General features: G+C 60.3%; 19 protein-coding genes. 4 read left to right on the forward strand and 15 right to left on the reverse strand.

Features of this window, described 5'->3' with window-relative positions; genetic code table 11:
• Window positions 1-19 precede the first annotated feature (19 nt).
• From CAF77_RS13700 to CAF77_RS13740, 9 genes are all read right to left on the reverse strand, one after another.
• Window positions 20-946, reverse strand: a complete 927-nt coding sequence (locus tag CAF77_RS13700; protein ID WP_064383849.1) for a glutamate/aspartate ABC transporter substrate-binding protein — start codon at window positions 944-946, stop codon at window positions 20-22.
• A gap of 263 nt (window positions 947-1,209) precedes the next feature.
• Entirely contained in the window at window positions 1,210-2,478 is a 1,269-nt protein-coding gene (mtr, locus tag CAF77_RS13705) for a tryptophan permease (RefSeq protein WP_064383848.1), read from the reverse strand.
• 69 nt (window positions 2,479-2,547) lie between these two features.
• A complete protein-coding gene (locus CAF77_RS13710; protein ID WP_064383847.1) occupies window positions 2,548-3,885 on the reverse strand; it encodes an amidase family protein in 1,338 nt (445 codons plus the stop codon).
• A gap of 31 nt (window positions 3,886-3,916) precedes the next feature.
• Entirely contained in the window at window positions 3,917-5,617 is a 1,701-nt protein-coding gene (locus CAF77_RS13715; protein ID WP_139831597.1) for an NAD(P)/FAD-dependent oxidoreductase, read from the reverse strand.
• A gap of 28 nt (window positions 5,618-5,645) precedes the next feature.
• Window positions 5,646-6,128: an aromatic-ring-hydroxylating dioxygenase subunit beta gene (locus CAF77_RS13720; protein WP_064383845.1), complete on the reverse strand. Its 483-nt coding sequence runs from the start codon at window positions 6,126-6,128 to the stop codon at window positions 5,646-5,648.
• A complete protein-coding gene (locus CAF77_RS13725) occupies window positions 6,109-7,410 on the reverse strand; it encodes an aromatic ring-hydroxylating dioxygenase subunit alpha (protein WP_085654755.1) in 1,302 nt (433 codons plus the stop codon). The genes CAF77_RS13720 and CAF77_RS13725 overlap by 20 nt, the downstream gene beginning before the upstream one ends.
• A gap of 13 nt (window positions 7,411-7,423) precedes the next feature.
• Complete coding sequence (locus CAF77_RS13730; RefSeq protein WP_085654757.1) at window positions 7,424-8,356, reverse strand: PDR/VanB family oxidoreductase; 933 nt, start codon at window positions 8,354-8,356, stop codon at window positions 7,424-7,426.
• Entirely contained in the window at window positions 8,353-8,769 is a 417-nt protein-coding gene (locus CAF77_RS13735) for a hypothetical protein (RefSeq protein ID WP_064383842.1), read from the reverse strand. The genes CAF77_RS13730 and CAF77_RS13735 overlap by 4 nt, the downstream gene beginning before the upstream one ends.
• Window positions 8,750-10,117 carry an MFS transporter gene (locus CAF77_RS13740; protein WP_064383841.1) on the reverse strand — a complete coding sequence of 456 codons (1,368 nt, stop codon included), beginning with the start codon at window positions 10,115-10,117 and terminating at the stop codon, window positions 8,750-8,752. The genes CAF77_RS13735 and CAF77_RS13740 overlap by 20 nt, the downstream gene beginning before the upstream one ends.
• A gap of 106 nt (window positions 10,118-10,223) precedes the next feature.
• On the opposite strand from CAF77_RS13740, the gene CAF77_RS13745 reads away from it, so the two are divergent.
• The gene (locus CAF77_RS13745) at window positions 10,224-11,111 is read left to right on the forward strand and encodes a LysR family transcriptional regulator (protein WP_064383840.1); all 888 of its coding nucleotides are present in this window, start codon (window positions 10,224-10,226) and stop codon (window positions 11,109-11,111) included.
• 56 nt (window positions 11,112-11,167) lie between these two features.
• Here CAF77_RS13745 and glpD read toward each other — a convergent pair whose 3' ends face one another.
• From glpD to CAF77_RS13765, 4 genes are all read right to left on the reverse strand, one after another.
• Window positions 11,168-12,703: a glycerol-3-phosphate dehydrogenase gene (glpD, locus tag CAF77_RS13750; protein ID WP_085654760.1), complete on the reverse strand. Its 1,536-nt coding sequence runs from the start codon at window positions 12,701-12,703 to the stop codon at window positions 11,168-11,170.
• Window positions 12,704-13,026: 323 nt separating this feature from the next.
• Window positions 13,027-13,782 (reverse strand): DeoR/GlpR family transcriptional regulator, encoded by a 756-nt coding sequence (locus CAF77_RS13755; RefSeq protein WP_007953179.1) that lies wholly within the window; start codon window positions 13,780-13,782, stop codon window positions 13,027-13,029.
• Window positions 13,783-13,877: 95 nt separating this feature from the next.
• A complete protein-coding gene (gene glpK, locus CAF77_RS13760) occupies window positions 13,878-15,380 on the reverse strand; it encodes a glycerol kinase GlpK (RefSeq protein ID WP_085654761.1) in 1,503 nt (500 codons plus the stop codon).
• A 77-nt stretch (window positions 15,381-15,457) separates the two neighbouring features.
• The gene (locus CAF77_RS13765) at window positions 15,458-16,309 is read right to left on the reverse strand and encodes an MIP/aquaporin family protein (RefSeq protein WP_011335747.1); all 852 of its coding nucleotides are present in this window, start codon (window positions 16,307-16,309) and stop codon (window positions 15,458-15,460) included.
• A gap of 360 nt (window positions 16,310-16,669) precedes the next feature.
• Here CAF77_RS13765 and ybaK point away from each other — a divergent pair, with 360 nt between their 5' ends.
• Together ybaK and CAF77_RS13775 are read left to right on the forward strand one after the other, a co-directional pair.
• A complete protein-coding gene (gene ybaK / locus CAF77_RS13770; RefSeq protein ID WP_064383838.1) occupies window positions 16,670-17,140 on the forward strand; it encodes a Cys-tRNA(Pro) deacylase in 471 nt (156 codons plus the stop codon).
• An 89-nt stretch (window positions 17,141-17,229) separates the two neighbouring features.
• A complete protein-coding gene (locus CAF77_RS13775; RefSeq protein ID WP_085654763.1) occupies window positions 17,230-18,012 on the forward strand; it encodes a PhzF family phenazine biosynthesis protein in 783 nt (260 codons plus the stop codon).
• A 49-nt stretch (window positions 18,013-18,061) separates the two neighbouring features.
• Here CAF77_RS13775 and CAF77_RS13780 read toward each other — a convergent pair whose 3' ends face one another.
• Together CAF77_RS13780 and argF are read right to left on the reverse strand one after the other, a co-directional pair.
• Window positions 18,062-19,171, reverse strand: a complete 1,110-nt coding sequence (locus CAF77_RS13780; RefSeq protein ID WP_011335744.1) for an ABC transporter ATP-binding protein — start codon at window positions 19,169-19,171, stop codon at window positions 18,062-18,064.
• Window positions 19,168-20,088 carry an ornithine carbamoyltransferase gene (argF, locus tag CAF77_RS13785; RefSeq protein ID WP_039765834.1) on the reverse strand — a complete coding sequence of 307 codons (921 nt, stop codon included), beginning with the start codon at window positions 20,086-20,088 and terminating at the stop codon, window positions 19,168-19,170. Before argF ends, CAF77_RS13780 begins: the two co-directional genes overlap by 4 nt.
• A gap of 406 nt (window positions 20,089-20,494) precedes the next feature.
• On the opposite strand from argF, the gene CAF77_RS13790 reads away from it, so the two are divergent.
• Window positions 20,495-20,785, forward strand: coding sequence for a hypothetical protein (locus tag CAF77_RS13790; RefSeq protein ID WP_007963969.1), 291 nt, complete (start codon window positions 20,495-20,497; stop codon window positions 20,783-20,785).
• The last annotated feature ends 117 nt before the right edge of the window (window positions 20,786-20,902 follow it).

A 20,902-nucleotide genomic window follows, 5' to 3' on the forward strand; every position in this document is an offset into this window, starting at 1 on the left:
CGATAAGGTTAGTCAGGAATCAGATTTTTACGTCAGGCGCCGGCTTGTCGCTCGGGTTCTCGATCAGTTTCTTGACCTGCTCGCTCATCTTGAAATTCAGGTTGAGGTTTTTTGGCGGGATCGGTTGGGTGAACCACTTGTCGTAGATCTTGTTGATCTCGCCAGACTTGTACAGGCCGACGATGGCGTCATCGACAGCCTTCTTGAAGGCCGGGTCGTCCTTGCGAACCATGCACGCGTAGGCTTCGAAGGACTGCGGCGTACCGGTGATGATCCAGTCGGCCGGCTTCTTGGCCTTGGCTTCTTCACCGGCCAGCAGGGCGTCGTCCATCATGAAGGCAACGGCGCGGCCGCTTTCCAGCATGTTGAAGGATTCGCCGTGGTCTTTGGCGGAGATGATGTTCATGCCCATCTGCTTGTCGGCGTTCATCGCTTTGATGATGCGTTCGGACGTGGTGCCGGCGGTGGTCACGACGTTTTTACCTTTCAGGTCAGCAAAGTCCTTGTAGGACGGGTTGCCATCCTTGTCTTTCTTGACCAGCAGGCGGGTGCCGATTTCGAAGATGTTGGTGGTGAAGGCGACTTGCTGGGCGCGTTCGGCATTGTTGGTGGTGGAGCCGCACTCGATGTCCACGGTGCCGTTCTGTACCAGCGGGATACGGGTTTGCGAGGTGACCAGGTTGTACTTGACGTTAAGGTCAGGCTTGTTCAGGTCTTTTTTCAGGGCTTCGACGATAGCGATTTGAATGTCGTGGGAGTAGCCCACGGGTTTGCCCGAAGCATCGGCGATGTAGGAGAACGGGATGGAGCTGTCACGGTGACCGAGCGTGATGGTGCCCGAGTCGTTGATCTTCTTAAGGGTGCCGGTGAGTTCGGCAGCGAAAACTGGTGTGCTGATCAGAGCGGCAGCAATGGCTGCGCCCAGGATATGGGGAACGATGCGCATCAAATTTTCCTCGACATTGTTTTTTTTATGGAGCCGTTTGAGCGGGCCCTTTTGTACTTCGAATGCCTGACGGCTCCGGTTGTGTTGGCGCAACAGGCATTCGTCGAAGGAGTGTAGAGCATGAGTCGTGCCAGACCAGTTGCAACAAGTTAACTGTTTGATTTTGTTGGTTATTAAAGTTTTGCGATGGTGTTTTTCAACGTTTCTGATCCGGTAATCCGAACCGACCGACGAGTCGCGTTCGGAAAACCGAATGCGGCGATTCAGCGCCAGACCGGCAGCAGGTCGAGGGTGAACAGCAGGTGCGAAACCGCGCAGATCACTCCGAAAAACAGTACCAGGCCGATCATTGGCGTCCCGCCCCAGACCCGATAGAGCGGGCTGCCAAAGCGTTTGCGCGAGGCCCTGGCCAGCAATGCCGGGGTGATGACGGCCCAGAGCGTGGCGGCCAGCCCGGCGAAACCGATGGCGTGAATGAAGCCTTCCGGCCAGAGAAACCCGCAGAGCATCGGTGGCAGGAAGGTCGCGGCAGCGGTTCGCAGGCGGCCCATGGGCCGATCATCGAAACCGAGCACGTCAGCCAGATAGTCGAACAGGCCCAGGGTTACGCCGAGAAACGAGCAGGCCACGGCGAAGTTGGAAAAGAAAGTCAGCAGCAGGTCGACATTGGCACTGTCCAGACGTGAGCCCAGAGCGCTGATCAGCACGTCGATGTTGCCGCCGCGCTGGGCGATGCCTTTGAAGGCTTCGCGCTCAATGTTGCCCATGCTGCACAGCATCCATATCAGATACAGGCCCAGAGCGATCAGCGTGCCGCCCAGCAGGCACGCACGGATTCGCTGCGGGTCCTTGCCGAAATGCTTCATCAGGCTCGGTACGTTGCCGTGAAATCCGAACGAAGTCAGGCAGAAGGGCAGAGTCACCAGCAAGTAGGGCCAGTAGTGGGTGGTGCCGCTGTTCAGGTCGAACAGCGTGGCCGGTTGTACATGGCCGAGCAGGCCGCCGAAGGTCAGAAAGAATGCAAGGATCTTCGCGCCGAATACCACGGTGGTCATCCGGCTCACCGCCGAGGTGCTGAGCCAGACGATGAACGCCACCAGCACGGTGAAGCCCAGCCCGCCGATGCGCGGTGGCAGCGAGATGCCCATGGACTGGACGGTGTGATGGATCACTGAACCGCTGGCGGAAATGTAGGCGTAGGTCAGCGTGTAGAGCACGAAAACAATGCTCAGGCCGTTGATCCGGTTCCACGTGCGCCCCAGCAGATCACGGGTGATGGTCGAGAAACTCGCGCCTTCGTGGTAGTTGAGGTTGGCCTCGAGAATCATCAGGCCCGAATGCAAAGTACAGAACCAGGCAAACACCAACACGGCGACTGAACCGTAAAACCATAGCCCGGACATGACCACCGGCAGGGAAAACATTCCGGCGCCGACGATGGTTCCGCCGATGATCATGGCGCCGCCGAGGACCGAGGGCGAGCGTTCGAGTACGGCGGTGGAAGTGGATGAAGCAAGTGGCGTGGCACGCATGGCAGGGCCTGCATTGATTTTGTCATGAAGGATTCGATCCAGCTCGCCCCTTGCCGGGGCGAGCCGTGCTCATCGGATGTTCAGCAGGGGGGACAACCGACTCACTGCCTGCAACAGAAATCCGTCCTGCCCCGGCAATGCATCGAACGACAGGCCTACCGGCAGCGAACCCTTCGCCGCCACCGGTACGGTCATGCTCGGCGCTGCCAGGTTGCTGGCCGGATCGGTGTTGCGCACGAACCGCTCGAAATGGCTTTCATCCGCGCAATCAGCCAGCAACGGCGCACTGCAACTGACCGTCGGGTAGGCCAACAGATCCAGCTGGTGGTGGCTGAACAGTTGCCGGTACTCCTGCTCCAGCCGGACCTTGCCCATCAAGGCCTGCACATAGTCGGTATAGGAAATTGCCGGGTTTTGCAGCTGTGCAGTGAGGATTTTCTTGATTCCGGGATCGCCGATCCGCGCCAGGATGTCGAGGAATTCTGCGCCGCGGCCTTCCTTCATCAGAAACCGTGGAAAGTCGATGAAGAATTCGTAGATCGGCAGCGGGAACTGGATGCACTCGTTGATCTCGCCGATCACCGTATCGTCGACCGCAACGATTTCCATGCCGGCGCTGGCGAGCGCATCGATGGCGGCACGGCAATCGCGGCTGACGTTGTTGTCCAGGTCGGCCCAGAGGAAACGCTCGGGAATTCCGATGCGCAGAGCGCGATCTTCGGGCAGTGCTGGCAGGTGTCGGCCGCTCAGTTGGCCGTGGACGAACCGGCAGTCTTCCACTGTACGCGTCAGCAGGCCTGGTGTGTCCTTGGTCTGCGAGACCGGGACGATGCCGTCGGCCGGGTATTCGCCGGTCGTCGGGCGCATCCCGACGACGCCGCAGAACGCCGCCGGTATACGCACCGAGCCGCCTGTATCAGTGCCTACCGCGCAGGGCACCAGCCCGGCGGCGACAGCGGCGGCACAGCCACCGCTGCTGCCACCGGCGCCATGCAGCTCGTTGGCCGGGTTGATGACCGCGCCGTAGGTGTGGTTGGCCGACGTCACGCCGAACGACAGTTCGTGCATGTTGTTCTTGCCCACCACCCGCGCGCCCAGTTGCTTGAAGCGCGCCACGATACCGGCATCGTGCTGCGGCCGGTAATCGGCCAGGCCAGGAGTGCCGGCGGTGGTCGGCATGCCGCTGACATTGATGTTGTCCTTGAAGGATACCGGCAGCCCGTACAGCGGCGCCTGGCGATCCGCGTCCGGCGTGTAGGCGAACAGCGCGGGGTCGAAGGTGATGAAACTGTGCAGATGCTGCGCCCGGTCATGGCGCTCGCGCAGGGCTTGCTGCCAAGTGTCGAGGCAGAGCTCGCCACGGCGAAATCCGTTGACGAGTTGTTCGATGGAAAACTGTCTGTACATGGAGAATCTCGGCGAAAAGAAAGGGACGCAATCAGCAGTAGCGGTACTGCGGAACCAGCCCGTCGAGCGGATTGCCGTCGATCAGATCGCCACCCAGGCTGCTGATGACCGAGCAGGCTGCGTTCAGGGCTGTCTGGATCGAACCTTCGGCCCAGCCGCCGGTGAACGAAGCGCCGCAGCCCGCCAGGTAAAGACCGGTGTCCTGACGCGGATCGAGAGCGGTGCGGAACTGATAGAACAGACGTTCGGAATAGATGTCGTCGCCGGGGAAATTCAGCTTGAAGGCGCCGAGGGCATGCTTGTCGGTCAGCCAGTCGTATTCGAGCACGTAGCGCTGGTAGTCGCCGTTGAGCGGGATCAGGTGGCGGGCGAATTCCGGCGCGCTCATCGCCAGCTCGTCCACCAGGCGCAGGCAGCGCTGCACTTTGTCGGTCATGGAGACCATCTTGTGCGAGTCGTCTTCCCAGGTGTAACTGATCAGCACCACGCCCCATGAATCCGGGTCCTGTGGCGCGTAATCCAGGCAGTACACGCCCTTGACGAGGGTGTCGGTCTGGATGTTCTGCGCCAGGCCGTGTTTGAGCCAGAACTTGTCCCTGGTCAGGATGAACAGCTTGGAGGACCCGACCATGTGGGTTTCGTTGATGGCCCGGGCCACGTCGCGATTGACGAACGCCTGGTTCTGGGTGAGTTTGAGATTGACCTGCAAGGCGCGGGTCGTGGTGGTGGTGATCACCCGGTCGCAGGCGTAGGTTTCACCGTTGCTGCCGGCCAGCAGGATTTGCCCGTCGGCCCCCCTGTTGATCGATTCGATGCGGGTACGGCAGATCATGTCGCGCAGTTGCATGCCATTGAACCGGGTGTCGGCAATCAACTCGGCCAGCGAGGAGATGCCGTTCGGCACCAGTCGCTGATTGACTTCCAGCGCGTTGACCACCAGCCGCAGAATCTCGGTGAACGAGGCGCGATAGACCGACTGGAAACCACCGGAACCGATGCCCAGCGAGCCGAACAGGTGGAAGTCTTCCGGTTTGCGCCAGACCTTGCCGCCCGGCGGGTTCTTGCCGGTGAAGATACGCACCATCGCTGAATAGAAAGAGCTGTCACCGAAGCAGTCCAGATAGCGTTGCCATTCCGGCTGCACTTCGCAGTAATTGTGCTGCTTGAGCATTTCGGTCAGCAGCAGCGGCGGGGCAAGGCGGGTGCCGTCGTCCAGTACCGCGCCTTCGCGCAGAAAGGCATTCCAGCCCTGATGCACGGTGCTGAACAGCGCCGGCGGCGGTTGCATCGCGGCCCAGTGATGGGCCTCGCCACGATAATGCAGTTCGGTATCGACCACCCCCGGATCGGGAAAGGCTTCGGTGGTCTGGATGCCGAACCTGTTCAGGTAATGGAACAGCCCGACCTCGCTCGGTGGAAAGCGCATGGCGCCCATTTCCGCGATGAACTGCGGCTGTTCTTCATCGAAGCATTGAGTCAAGAGGCGACCGCCGATGTGGCTTGCTTCGGCCTCGAACAGGGTCACGCGACGGGCACCGGCGCGCAGCAATTCATAGGCCGCCACCAGCCCGGTCAGGCCGGCGCCGACGATGCCGATGTGTTTTTCCGCCGTGAGTTCCGGCAGATTTCCGATGGCCTGGTCGGCGTTGCGCAGGAACTGACCGTAATCGTAGAGCAGGTCGACATAAGGGAAAGACAGGCACGCGGTATCCTGGCTGGCAGGATTGTTCATGGAGTTCACAGGGGGAATTCTCGGTCGGTCAGATAATGAGCTGCAGGCTTTCGAGGGCGCGATCGGGGTTGAGTAACAGGATCTTCTTGCCCTGGATTTTCCACTCGCCGTCGAGATTGATCAGGCGATGTTCGACGGTGGCGGGGTAATGCCATTCGCGCTCGCCGCGGGCTTCGCAATACAGCAGATTGCTGCTGGCAACGGCGCTGTACGACGGCTCTTCAATCGTGATCCGGGGGCGCTGGGCAATGTGCAGGCAACGGCTTTTCGGCTGTTGGGAAAAGTTGCGGGCATTGGCCAGGCGATTGATACGCAGGGTGGTCAGGAAGCGGTCTTCATACACCAGCGAGGATTCGTGCAGCGGGCTGCGCTGTTCGCGGGTCATCGGAATCCAGTAGGTGTAGTCATCGCTCAGCAATTGCTGCCAGGCGTCGAAGTCCTGTTGATCGAGCAGGTGCATTTCGGTCTCGAGCAAACGCTCGATGGCCCGTTCAGTTTGATCGTGGTGCATGGTCGTCCCGCATCAGGTTTTGCCAGTTGTCGTAGAAGTTGCGCATCGCCAGTTCACTGGTGCCGGACACTACGCGGGTCTGATCGTAGGTCTCGCCCGGTTCGAACAGGCGGGCAACGTTGACCCATTCGTTGGCGTCGCTGTGCAGGCCTTCCATGGCGCGCTCGTACATCTCCACGTCGTCATGGGCGACCATCGAGCATGGCGAGTTGATCAGGTTGTTGTACTGCACGGTGCGCTCCAGCAACTGCACCGGAGCGCCCTGCAGTTCGAAGATCCACGACTCGACGATGGTTTCCGTTGCGCTGACCGGGCGGATCACCCGCAGGGTCTGGATCGGGCCCTTGACCATCAGGTTGGGGAAATACACGGTGTTGTGCCGGGTATCGTCGAGGATGGCTCGGGCCTGGTCTTCGCCGTAGCTTTCCACCATCAGCTCCCAGTAGCCGGGAATGCTCGTGTAGGCTTTGTGGATCGAGTTGCTGACCCCGGTGTGTCCGTGGCCGTTGGGCCAGACGCGGATACCCATGCCGGCGAAGAATTCGTACGAAGCCATGAATGGCGAGAACAGTTCCACGGCCATCGGCGCTGGCTGGCTCTGGTCACCGGTTTCCTTCCACAGGCGAATGGCTTCGCCGGCCGAGGATTCGTGGGCGATCATCGGGTGGCAGGTATCGGTCTGGTTGTCGACGACCATCTTCCAGTTGCAGCGATGCTTGTGCAGCAGCGGCTGACCGACCACGCGCAGCTTGCCTTGCGGGGAGCGCATGACCATGTTGTCCAGCGTTGACAGCGAGTCGCCGAAAAACTCGTCGAAACCCATGCCGGTTTCACTCAGGCGCACGAACACGAAGCCGCGATAGTTGCGTACCGCCGCGACTGGCTGCATGCCCTTGTGGGCCGAGCAACTGCTCAGGTCGCAGTCGTCGTATTCCTTTTTCACCGGGATGCTCAACAGCTCGCCGTCGGTCTTGAACGTCCAGGCGTGATAGGGGCAACGCATGAAGCGGCCCACGTTGCCATGCGCTTGCGCCAGCACTTTCACACCTTTGTGCGGGCAACGGTTGTGCAGCACCACGATGTCACCGTTCTTCTGGCGCACCATGGCCAGCGGCTGGGCGGCGAGGGTGGCGGTGAAGTAATCGCCGGTTTCGGGGATCAGGCTGTCGTGGCCCAGGTAGCACCAGCTTGCGGCAAAGACGCGTTGCTGTTCCTGTTCGAACAGTTGTTGATCAAGGAACAGAGACTTGTGCACTTCTCTGCCATTGAAATAGTTGTCCAACGGGGTGTCCTCTTCAGATCGCCAGCTTCAGGCGTGGGCTTTTCGCCCGGGAAACGCAGGGATAGATCCGTGCGCTGCAGGCCGCTTCTTGTTCGCTCATGATGAAATCCCGGTGTTCGACGTCGCCTTCCAGCACGTCCAGCGCGCAGACGCCGCACTCGCCGCGACGGCAGTCAGAGATCGGATCCAGGCCCGCGGCCTCCAGGGCTTCGAGCAAGGTCTGGTCGGCACCGACCTCAATGCTCACAGCGGAATCCGCCGCCTCGACCGTGAAACCCCGGGAGCCTTCATCCGGGGCGATGTTGAACACCTCCAGATGAATGCGATCGCGGGGCAGCCCGGCGGATTCGGCGTGGCTCAGGATGTCGTTGAGCATCGCCGCCGGGCCGCAGACGTAGAGCCGGTCTTCGGCGCACAGGTCAGCGAGTACCTGGTGAATCGCCGGGCGCTGGCCGGACAGGTGCAGGTTCATGCGGTCTTGCAGCAGTGAACGCAGATCTTCGGCGTAGGCCGCATCGTCGACGCTGCGGGCGAAGTAATGCAGGTGCACCGAACGATCCAGGGCTGTCAGATGCCGCAGGATGCCGGTCAGCGGAGTGATGCCGATGCCGCCGGCAATCGCGATGTCGCGACCGGTCTGGGTGTCGAGCGGGTAGTTGAAAGTGTTGAACGGGCCCTCGAACTGCACCTGGTCGCCGGCCGCCAGCGAGCGCAGGTACTGGCTGCTGAGGGAATCGTCGCTAAGGCGAATGGCGAAGGTGAAATGACCTTCGGCGCTGTCGCCCAGCTCCACGGTGGAGTAATGACGCCATTCACCCGAGGGCGCTATCAGCCATTTGAAGTGCCCACCGGCATGGGTCGATAGCGTGGCGGCGGGAGCGCCGGTGACGGTGATTTCCTTGATCGATGCCGACAGCATCCGGCAATGGGTAACGGTGTAATTCATGCCGGGTTTTCCTGGGCCAGCGGTGTTTCGTGCAGGTACAGCCAGCGGGTGCTGTGCTGGTGCACGTGCAGGATCGCCAAGGAAATGCGCGACGTCTCGTACTGGTTCTGGCGATGGGTTTCTTTGTAGCGAAGGGCGACAGTCGGGCCTTCGTGCCAGATTGTGTGCAGGTCGCTGATGTCGATCTCCAGGCCTGGACGGGCACCGACCGCACCTTTGAACAGTTGCTCGACCTGAGCCCGTCCGACCACGGCGGCCGAGGTGGTGACCATGCTGAAGTCTTCGCTGAAGACATCCATCAGTGGCGCGATGGCGGCCTCGCCGGCGCCGTCGGCATTGGTGAAGACACGATGAATCAGTTCATGTACGTGGTGGATGCTGTGGCGGGCTAGTTCAACCGGGTTGTTGTTCATGGCATTCCTTTGGAGGGGTCAGTTGGCTCATTTGAAGCAGTGGGAACAGTCCGACCAGCGCAGCAATCGCGAACGTGGCGTGATAGGCAGGGGTTGAGTCGAACTGTTTGAGCAGCAGGTTGTAGATCATCAGGAACAAGGCCGCGCCGACGCTGAACGACATCTGCCGGTTGATGTTCCAGATCACACTGGCCTTGTGGGTTTCGCTGCCCTTGAAGTCCATCAGCGAGGTGGTTTGCGCGGTGTTGGCGCCGATCCCGCCGCCGATGCCCATCAGGCTGTAGGCGATGACGATCACCCCGATGTCGGTCGGCGCATCCACCAGCATCAGGGTGGCGATGCCGGCGCTGTGGATCAGCATGCCGAGGGTGAACAGGCGTCGGGCGCCGACCTTGTTGTAGAGCCGGCCGCAGGTGAGCATTGCGATGAAGGCACCGATGGCGTAGAGGATCATGAACATGCCGGTCAGGCGGGCGCTGAAGTGCAGGGTGTTCTGCAGAAAGAAGATGCTCATCAGGTTGACCCCGGTGAACACGCCGGGAATCGCGTAATAGATGAAGATCGAGGTGCTGAGCTTTTTGCTCTTGAGCAGGCTCAGGTCAATGATCGCGTCGCTCTTGCGACGGTAATGCAGCAGGTACAGCGCCACGAACATCAGGCCCGCCGCGACACAGGCAATGGCCTCGATGGCGGGATAGTCGCCGCCGTATAGCGACATGCCCATCAGCAGGCTACCCAGCGCGGCACTGACCAGCAGCAGGCCGAGGATATCCGGACGTGCCAGGCTGGCAGGTCGGCTCTCGCGAATCCAGAACCAGGATAATCCGGCAGCGATCAGCGAAAACGGAATGTTGCTGTAGAACACCCAGCGCCACGAACTGCTGTCGACGATGATGCCGCCGACGGTCGGCGAAATGGCCGGGGCGATCAGGGCCACGGCCATCACCAGGGTGGAGATTTTCGCCCGTTGCTCGCCTTGGAACAGGTTGAAGGTCAGCGCCTGACCCACGGGAATCAACAACCCGCCACCGATGCCCTGGACGAAGCGCCAGATCACCAGTTCATGGAAGCTGTCGGCCAGGCCGCACATCCATACGGAGCCGGTAAACACCAGCATCGAAGCGGTGAGAATCTCGCGGCTGCCGAAGCGCCCGGCGAGCCAGGTGCTGACCGGAATGATCAGGGTCAGGCCAAGGATGTAGGCATTCGCCACCCAGGCCACCGAAGAACTGCTTACTTGCAATGTCGCCGATATGCTCGGTAATGCCACGGCAGACATGAATATGTTTATGCAGTCAATAAAAAAGCCGATCAGAAAGATCAGCGCGATCTTGTAGCGATAGTTCATTGTTGTTTCCTCTTTGTCGCAAAGCATAGGGGCGATGGACTTGGAGTGTCGATACGACTATCCTTGAAACAATGTTTGAAAGGATTAAACAGTGAACTCTACCGCCATGCATTCTCATCTGAATCGGGTTCAGACATTTCTCGCCGTGGTCGACTTCGGCTCTTACACCAAGGCCGCGAACTACCTGAGTATCAGCAAAGCCATGGCCAGCCTGCATGTCAAGGCGCTGGAAGAAGTTCTTTCGGCGACGTTGCTGATCCGCAATACCCGGAATATATCGCTGACTGAAATTGGCCAGGACTTTTATGAAGAGTTCAAGGGGATTATCGCGGACATTGATAATGCCTTTGACAATGTGCTGAAGGGTAATAATCGGGTTTCTGGAAAGTTACGAATTAGTTCAACCAGTGAATACGGCGAGAAGTTCATACTTCCGTTGATTCCATTGTTCAGCGAGCGTTATCCGGAAATTCGCCTGTGCTACAACTTCAACTCGTCACTGAATGATTTGGTGGCGGAAAAGCTGGATCTCGTGGTGCGTCTGGGCAATCTGGCGGATTCGGCTTTCAAGAGCCGCAAGCTGGCGGATTATCAAATCGTGCTGGTGGCGACTCCGGCGTTTGTCGAGCGCCACCCGGTGGCGCACCCGCAAGACCTGAACGGTGTGCCATGGATTGCCAACAACAATTTGCAGGCACCCACGCAATGGGTACTGCGCGATGATCGGGGGAGTACGGTGGAGGTCAATGGCACCAGCCATTTCGAATCCAATTCCTCCACGGCGATTCGCTCGATGACCTTGTCGTCGCTCGGTGTCTCGGTGTTGCCGGGCTGGGTGGTCGAGGACGATATCGCCAGCGGACGCCTGGTTCGCCTGTTGCCGGCGTATACGTTGCCTTCTCAGTCGATCAACGTCGTATTCCCCAATACCGCGCATCTGCCGCACAAGTCGCGGGCGTTTATCGATTTCCTCCTGCTGCACCTGGCGCAGTAACGCAAAAAGCCCCTGAATCTCGCGATTCAGGGGCTTTCGTCAACGCGGCTTGAAGATCAGGCCGCTTCGATCTTGCGGTTCTGCTCGACCTTGTTCAGGTAGGTCGCCAGTTTTTCCTGTTCGGCCGGGGTGGTGAACAGGCCCAGTTTGCTGCGACGCCACAGAATGTCGTGTGCCGTGGTGGCCCACTCTTCGGTGCACAGGTAATCGACCTCGCGGGTGTAGAGCCCGCCACCGATGTGTTCGCCCATGTCGGCCAATGTGTCGACGCCTTCGAGCATGCGCCAGGTGCGGCTGCCGTAAGTGGTGGCCCAGCGGCGGGCGATTTCGGTCGGTACCCAGTCGAACTTGTCGCGGATCAGCGCGCTCAAGGCTTGTGGCGTGGTCATGTCTTCGCCGCCGGGCAGGGTGGCGGTGGCCGTCCAGCTCGGGCGCATCTGGGTGAAGAACGGCATCAGTTGCGCCATCGCTGATTCCGCGAGCTTGCGGTAGGTGGTCAGCTTGCCGCCGAACACCGACAGCAGCGGCGCTTCTTCGGTGCTGCCGGACAACGCCAGGGTGTAGTCGCGGGTCACGGCCGACGGATTGTCGGATTCGTCGTTGCACAGCGGACGTACGCCCGAATAAGTGTGCAGGATGTCGTCACGGCTGATCTGCTTCTTGAAGTGGGCGTTGACCACTTTGAGCAGGTAATCGGTTTCGCCGTCGGTGATCGCCACTTTGGCCGGGTCGCCGGTGTACTCGCGGTCGGTGGTGCCGATCAGAGTCAGGTTGTTCAGGTACGGAATGGTGAAAACGATGCGCTGATCCTCGTTCTGCAGGATATGCGCGTGATCGCCTTCGTACAGCTTCGGCACGATGATGTGGCTGCCCTGGATCAGACGGATGCCGTACGGCGATTCCATCTTCAGGTCGTCACGGATGAACTTGGCGACCCACGGGCCGGCGGCGTTCACCAGCGCTTTGGCAGTGATCGAAAACAGGCTGCCGTCGGCGCGTTCCAGGTTCAGGTGCCACAGGCCCTTGGCGCGACGGGCGCTGACGCAACGGGTCTGGGTGTGAATGTGCGCGCCTTTTTCACGGGCGGCCATGGCGTTCAACACCACGAGGCGGGCGTCGTCGACCCAGCAATCGGAGTATTCGAAGCCTTTGCTGATTTCGCTTTTCAGCGCGCTGTCGGCGCCGAACTTCAGGCTTTTCGAACCCGCCAGTTTTTCGCGCTTGCCGAGGTGGTCATACAGGAACAGGCCCGCGCGGATCATCCACGCCGGACGCAGGTGCGGGCGGTGCGGCAGCACGAAACGCATCGGCTTGACGATGTGCGGCGCCTTGGCCAGCAGCACTTCGCGCTCGGCCAAGGCTTCACGCACCAGACGGAATTCGTAATGTTCGAGATAGCGCAGGCCACCGTGGATCAGCTTGCTGCTGGCTGACGAGGTGTGGCTGGCCAGGTCGTCCTTTTCGCAAAGGAACACCGAAAGACCGCGACCGGCGGCATCCGCTGCGATCCCCACGCCATTGATCCCGCCGCCGATGACGGCGATATCGTAGATCTCGGAGATAGGGGGCGTACGCAAGGTAGAGGTGGACATCGGCTGGCCTCGGGCTCTTTTGATTTTCTGTCTTGGAAATCGAACATGAATGTTCATTTGCGAAAATGGTAGCCCATAAAGACGCGCGCAGCCAGCCGACTTCGATTGAAAAAACTCATCGAAGGGCGGCTAAAAGAAAATATTCGAACATCAGATGCGCGTCAGAGCACTGATCGTTGCACGCAGTGTGGCTGATCGTTCCCACGCTCTGCGTGGGAATACATACATTGACGCTCTGCGTCAGCGCTTGGGAGGGGACGCGGAGCGTCCCGGGCTGCATTCCCACGCGGAGCGTGGGAACGAGAAATAAAAAGGGGGGGGGGTTAAACGACTTCCAGGCGAATCTTGTGCTGGCTCAGCAGTTGCGCCAGGGCCGGCACCGGCTGCTGATCGGTGACCAGGCAATCGATCAGGCTGATCGGGCCGAGGCGGATCATCGCGTTACGGCCGAACTTGCTGGAGTCCGCCGCCAGGATGACCTGCCGGGCATTGGCGATGATCGCCTGAGATACGCGCACTTCCTGGTAATCGAAGTCGAGCAGGCTGCCGTCTTCGTCGATGCCACTGATGCCCACCAGTGCAAAGTCGACCTTGAACTGATTGATGAAGTCCACGCTCGCCTGACCCACCACGCCGCCGTCACGACGCACGTTGCCGCCGGTCAGCAACACATCGAAATCATCCTTGGCGCTGAGCATCGAAGCGACGTGCAGGTTGTTGGTGATGATCTTCAGATGGCTGTGATTGAGCAGGGCGCGGGCAATCGATTCGGTCGTTGTGCCGATGTTGATGAACAGTGAGGCGTGATCGGGGATCTGCGCGGCGATGGCTTCGCCGATGCGTTGCTTTTCATCGCGCATCTGATCGGCGCGCATCGCGTAGGCAGTGTTTTCGACGCTGGAATCATAGGCTGCGCCGCCGTGGTAGCGACGCAGCAGATTGGCTTCCGCCAGTTGATTGATATCGCGGCGGATGGTTTGCGGGGTAACAACGAACAGCGTGGCCATTTCCTCGATGCTCACATAGCCGCGTTCGCGGACCAGCTCGAGGATTTGCTGCTGACGGGGAGGCAGATTCATGGGGCTTCCTTTGGGCTGCCGTGCAAAATTTGCCCATGATGCCGCAGGAATCCGCTCCCTACCAGTTACATACGGATACGAGTACTCAGGTTGGCTTATTCAGCGTCTTCACGTGCCCAGTCACGGGTACGGCTGACAGCTTTTTTCCAGCCTTTATACAGCTTCTCTTTGGCCGCTTCGTCCAGGCTCGGTTCGAACTCGCGTTCGATCACGGCCTTGCCGCGCAGTTCTTCCAGGCTGCCCCAGAAACCGCACGCCAGGCCGGCCAGATAAGCTGCGCCCAGCGCCGTGGTTTCGCGCATTTTCGGACGCTCGACCTGAGTGCCGAGAATGTCGGCCTGGAACTGCATGAGGAAGTTGTTCGCCACCGCACCGCCGTCCACGCGCAGAGCCTTCAGGCGTTCGCCGGAGTCCTGTTGCATGGCGTCGAGGACGTCGCGAGTCTGGTAGGCAATCGATTCCAGAGCAGCGCGGATGATGTGATCCACGCGCACGCCACGGGTCAGGCCGAACAGGGCGCCACGGGCATACGGATCCCAGTAGGGCGCACCGAGGCCGGTGAAGGCTGGCACCAGATACACGCCGTTGCTGTCCTTCACTTTATTGGCGAAGTATTCGGTGTCGTGGGCGTCGTTGACGATTTTCAGTTCATCGCGCAGCCACTGTACGGTCGAACCGCCGTTGAACACCGCACCTTCCAGGGCGTAAGCCACTTCGCCGCGTGGGCCGCAGGCGATGGTGGTGAGCATGCCGTGCTGGGATTTCACTGCTTTGTCGCCGGTGTTCATCAGCAGGAAGCAACCGGTGCCGTAAGTGTTCTTTGCCTGGCCCGGCTCGACGCACATCTGGCCGAACAGTGCAGCTTGCTGGTCACCGGCGATACCGCCGATGGCGATGCCGCTCTTGGTGCGACCGTAGATTTCCGAAGAGGCTTTGACTTCCGGCAGCATCTCGCGCGGGATGTCGAGGATCTCCAGCATCTTCGCGTCCCACTCAAGCGTGTGGATGTTGAAGAGCATGGTGCGCGAGGCGTTGGTGTAGTCGGTGACGTGGACTTTGCCGCCAGTGAATTTCCAGATCAGCCAGCTGTCGACGGTGCCGAACAGCAGTTCGCCGTTGCGTGCGCGCTCACGGCTGCCTTCGACGTTGTCGAGGATCCACTTCAGTTTGGTGCCGGAGAAGTACGGGTCGGTGACCAGGCCCGTGGTGTCGCGGATGTAGTCTTCATGACCGTCGCGCTTGAGCTGCTGGCAGATCTCGGTGCTGCGCCGGCATTGCCAGACGATCGCGTTGTACACCGGGCGGCCGGTGGTCTTGTCCCAGACCACGGTGGTTTCACGCTGGTTGGTGATGCCGATGGCGGCGACCTGGTCATGGTGCAGACCGGCCTGGGCCAGCGCTTCGACCATCACCGCGCTCTGGGTGGCGAAGATTTCCATCGGGTCGTGTTCGACCCAACCGGCTTGCGGGTAATGCTGGGCGAATTCGCGTTGTGCGGTGCAGACCACGTTCGCGTCGCGGTCGAAAATGATCGCGCGGGAGCTGGTCGTACCCTGATCGAGGGCAATGATGTAGTTCTTATTCTCAATGTCGGTCATGTCGATTGCCTTGGACGAAATAAGGGAGAGTGGGCCGTGGCGCGGGCTCTAAAGGGCAGGAGCCCGCGCCGACTGTTTCAAGAAGTTCTTGGTTTGCCGTCAATGGCCGGTTCTGCATCCTTTGTAGCAGGTGTGGCGCCGGTCAGGTGACGGGCAATCAGCCCGCGATACCCGGCAGCGCCGAGGCAGGCACCGACAATCGGTGCAAAAATCGGAATCAGGAAGTACGGGATTTCACGTGCGCCGGTGAAGGAAATTTCACCCCAGCCGGCGAAGAAAGTCATCAGTTTCGGACCGAAGTCCCGGGCCGGGTTCATCGCGAAACCGGTCAGCGGGCCCATCGAGCTGCCAATCACGGCAATCAGCAGACCGATCAGCAGTGGCGCCAGCGGGCCTTTCGGCAGGCCGTTGTTGTCGTCGGTCAGGGACATGATCACGCCCATCAGAATCGCAGTGATGATCACCTCGACCAGGAACGCCTGGGCAGTCGACAGCGCAGGGTTCGGGAAGGTGGAGAACACCGATGCCAGTTCGAGGCTGGCTTCAGTGCCGCGAACCATATGGTGAGTTTGTTCGTAATCGAAGAACAGGTTGCTGTACAGCGTGTAGACCAACAGCGCGCCGCAGAAGGCGCCGGCGACCTGGGCCAGAATGTAGAACGGCAGTTTGCGCTTTTCGAAGTCGGCAAAAATGCTCAGGGCGATACTGACGGCAGGGTTCAGGTGCGCGCCGGAAACGCCGGCGGTGAGGTAGATCGCCATGCTGACGCCGACGCCCCAGATGATGCTGATTTCCCAGAGACCGAAGCTGGCGCCCGCGACCTTGAGCGCGGCGACACAACCCGTGCCGAAAAAGATCAGGAGTGCAGTACCCAGAAACTCGGCCAGGCACTGGCTCGAGAGCGAAGGTTGCTGTAACGCAGTTGTCATTGAAAACCTCGGTTTTTGTTGTTGTCTGGCGCGTTGCCGACAGGGCAAGGCGCGATTTTCGCCGAGGCAGGATCCCCATCCTGTTCCCGGTTTACTGCTGGGTGCTGCGATGACGATAATTCTTACATTATTCAGATTCGAAAAAATATAGACAAGAAACAAACCTGTCAAAGGTCGAAAGTGAACCGTCAGTCACAAATAAACTATCAGTCACGTGAATGATCCTGAGGGTCACCCGTTCTGCACGAACGTCATCGGCCTGAAAACCCCGTGAAACGTGGCGCGTGGTAGAGCCTTTTGCACTGCTATGGCCTAAAATCCGCCGCAGGTTTTTTTGCCACTGCCGAGCCCGGAGCTGCCATGACCCCTGCGTTGGACTTGTTGAAAAAAGTTCGTGCCGAACATCGCGTGCACAGTTACGAACATGACCCGAAGGCTGCGTCGTATGGCCTGGAGGCCGCGGAAAAACTGGGACTCGATCCGGCGCAGGTGTTCAAGACGCTGCTGGCGGCCAGCGAGAAGGGTGAGTTGCTGGTGGCAGTGGTGCCGGTCGTCGGAAGTCTCGACCTCAAGGGGCTCGCCCACGCCGCCGGCGTGAAAAAAGTCGAGATGGCCGACCCGGCCGCCGCGCAGCGCTCCACCGGTTATCTGTTGGGCGGCATCAGTCCGCTGGGGCAGAAAAAACGCCTGCGTACCTTCATCGATAATTCGGCCCAGCCTTTTTCGACCATTTATGTCAGTGCCGGCCGGCGAGGGCTGGAAGTGGAACTGGCGCCGGCAGTATTGGCAGAACACACTCAGGCGAAATTTGCCGACATCGGGCGCCCGTGACGTCTGTATGAAGAAAATTGGCCGGCACTGTCACTGGCGCTGATCCGGCCGGCGCTGCATGCTCGTTCGACTGACACAGGGAGAAGGTTATGCAGCTCGAGTTTCATCAGGTCGACGCGTTCAGTGATCGGCCATTCAGTGGCAATCCGGCGATGGTCTATCGGCTCGACGCGTGGCTCGCGGACGAACTGATGCAAAAGATCGCCGCCGAGCACAATCTGGCGGAAACCGCGTTTCTGGTGCGCGAAGGGCAGGCGTGGCACATCCGCTGGTTCACGCCGACCACCGAAGTGCCGCTGTGTGGTCACGCGACCCTGGCCAGCGCCTATGTGCTGTTCGAGATCTATAAGGAAAACGCCGAGCGTCTGGACTTCACCTGCAAGTCCGGGCCATTGAGCGTCAGCCGCGAAGGCGACAGGCTGTGGCTCGATTTCCCGGCCATCGAAGCGGTGGAGAAAGGCGTCACCCTGGAGATCGAGCGGGCGCTGAATGTTCAGGCGGTGGACGTCCTGAGTTCCAACGAGCTGTTTGTGGTGCTGGAGTCCGAGCAGGCGGTGCTCGATTGCACGCCGGACATGGTCGCGCTCGCCAAGCTGCCGTGGCTGGGCGCGATCGTCACCGCTCGGGGCAATCAGCATGATTTTGTCTCGCGCTATTTCGCCCCGGCGATCGGTATCAATGAAGACCCGGTGACCGGCTCGACCCATTGCAGCCTGATTCCGTACTGGTCGAAACGTCTGGGCAAATCCAGCCTGACCGCGTGCCAGCGTTCGGCGCGGGGCGGTGAGCTGTTCTGTCGGCTGGAAGGTGAGCGGGTGAAGATCGGCGGGAATGCGACGCTGGTGGCCAGCGGCACATTGATGCTGGGCTGAGAGCAAAAAATAAGGGAGCCATCAGGCTCCCTCATTGTTTGTGTGCAGATCAGTGCGCGGTGCTGTAACGGCGGACGCCGTTTTCCACCGCCGGAATCTGCGCCGCCGTGCTGCCGGACGCCTGGAACAGCACCAGATGTTCCGCTGCCACCCGAATCCCGACATCCGCACCCACCTGATGGTCGGCATGGCTTGGGAAGATCGATTCCAGCTGCGCACCGGTCGGCAGTTGCAGGCGATACAGGGTCGAGGCGCCGAGGAACGTCTTGCCGACGATCCGCGCTTTCAATCCACTGTCCGGCGCGTAAACGATGTCGTCCGGACGCAGCAGCACATCCACCGCGCCACCGACCGGCCAGGTGTAGGCGCGATTGCCGCGCAGTTCGCCGAGTTCGGTCTGCACCGATTCCGGGCTGCCGAGCTGGCCGCGAATGAAGTAACCCTGACCGATGAAGCTGGCCACAAACGGCGTCGCCGGTTCGTGATAGAGGTTATAGGGCGTGTCCCACTGCTCCAGTCGACCTTCCTTGAACACACCGACGTGATCGCTGACGGCGAAGGCTTCTTCCTGGTCGTGAGTCACCAGAATCGCGCTGGTGCCACGGGCCTTGAGGATATCGCGCACTTCATGGCTGAGCTTGCGGCGCAACTCGCCATCGAGGTTGGAGAACGGCTCGTCGAGCAGCAACAGCTGCGGCTCCGGTGCCAAGGCGCGGGCGAGAGCGACACGTTGTTGCTGGCCGCCGGACAGCTCATGGGGGAAGCGCTTGCCGAGATTCTTCAGGTTGACCAGTTCCAGCAGCTCTTCAGTCACGCGCTCCTTGTTCGGGTGCTTGCGGATGCCGAAGGCGATGTTGTCCGCGACACTCAGGTGCGGGAACAGCGCGTAGTCCTGGAACACCATGCCGATCCGGCGCTTTTCCGGAGCGAGGGTGAAACCGGCGCTGGAGATCACTTCACCGCCGAGAGAGATTTCCCCTTCGTGGACCGGTTCGAAACCGGCAATCGCGCGCAGGGTGGTGGTCTTGCCGCAGCCGGACGAGCCGAGCAGGCAGCCGATGTCACCGGCATTGAGGTGCAGATTGAGGTTCTGCACCACACGTTGATCTTGATAGCCGCAAGCGAGGTTGCGCAGGTTCAGCAGTAATTCATGACTCATGCGTGGTGATATGCCGGTTCGACGAGGAACTCGAGCAGGGCCTTCTGTGCGTGGAGACGGTTTTCTGCCTGATCCCAGGCGACGGAGCGCGGGTCATCGAGCAGGTCGAGGCTGATTTCCTCACCGCGGTGAGCGGGCAGGCAGTGCATGAATAGCACGTCATCGGCAGCCAGGTCGAGCAGGGCGCGGTTGACCTGAAACGGCGCGAACAGTTTGAGGCGCTTGGCGGTTTCCTCTTCCTGACCCATGGAGGTCCAGACGTCGGTGCTCACCAGATGCGCGCCGCGTACGGCGTCTTTCGGGTCGCGGACGATGGTCACGCGGTCACCGGCCTTGGCCACGAATTCAGGATTCGGCTCATAGCCTTCAGGGCAGGCCACGCGCAACTGGAAGTCGAACTGGATCGCCGCTTCTATATAGCTGTTGCACATGTTGTTGCCGTCGCCGATCCAGGCCACGGTCTTGCCCTGGATCGAGCCGCGGTGTTCGAGGAAGGTCTGCATGTCGGCCAGCAACTGACACGGATGCAGGTCATCGGACAGGCCGTTGATCACCGGCACGCGGGAGTTGGCAGCGAATTCGGTCAGGGTGCTGTGGGCAAAGGTACGGATCATCACCGCGTCGAGCATGCTCGACATGACGATGGCGCAGTCGCCGATCGGCTCGCCACGGCCCAACTGGGTGTCGCGCGGCGACAGGAAGATCGCCTGGCCGCCGAGCTGGATCATGCCGGCCTCGAAGGAGATCCGGGTACGGGTCGAGGATTTTTCGAAGATCATCCCCAGGACGCGGTTTTTCAGAGGCTCGAACAGTACGCCGCGGTTACGCAGGTCCTTGAGCTCAACGCCTCGACGGATCACGCTGACCAGCTCTTCGGGCGTGCAATCCATCAGGGAGAGAAAGTGCCTTGCGCTCATCATTGACTACCTTTTTGCTACAAACCGCAGATGCTCAAAGCCTTGTTTATCGGAACAACGGGCGAGACCTGCGGCGTAAGCCGCACGGGGGCGACGAAATAGGGGAAGGCGCGATATTGACACTAAATGTCGCGTTTTTCCAATAGGCTACGGTTTTTGCAGAAATGCGCCGGAGTTGGAACAGTGCGAACACTGTGATTTCCGGTCAGTTTTCGAGAGGGCAGCGAGGCATTTGTACACTGGCCCCACCGGGCTTGGCAATCAGGCGCGGCGGGGATGGCACAGCTCTGGTCGGTTTGCGACCGGTGAACCACCGATTCGCTTGGTCGGATGCGCAGGTTGAAACATTTGCTAAAGCAAAGTGCTGGGTTATAAATAAATCACGAGCGACGCAGGAAGCCTCCGCATGGAATCGAAAGAAAAACTGTTAATGGAACTGCTGGGCCACACGGCACGCTCATTGACCCACCTCACCGCCTCGATGACTTCGATGTCCTTCGAACTGCTGCGCAGCGAAGACGACGTGGTCAAGGCCGCCAGCCGGCAGATGATCGACCGCATGGCGACCATCAGCGCCGGGCTCGACGAGCATTGGCGACTGATCGGCGAGCTCACCGGCGTCCACGTCGCCCATGAGCAGATCGAGACCATCCAGGAAATCCAGCTGGCCGCACCGCCACAGCTTCCGGCGAACTGACGCGGGTCTATCGGCCGGCCTGATGGCCACCGATTCACAAGACGAACGTCGCTGGCGCTGCACCGGGTCGCGGGCCATAGTTTTGTTCCCGCAGGCGTCATTGCCTGCCCAGAACAA

This window comes from Pseudomonas sp. R15(2017) (assembly GCF_002112685.1).
GTDB classification, from domain to species: Bacteria; Pseudomonadota; Gammaproteobacteria; order Pseudomonadales; family Pseudomonadaceae; genus Aquipseudomonas; species Aquipseudomonas glycinae.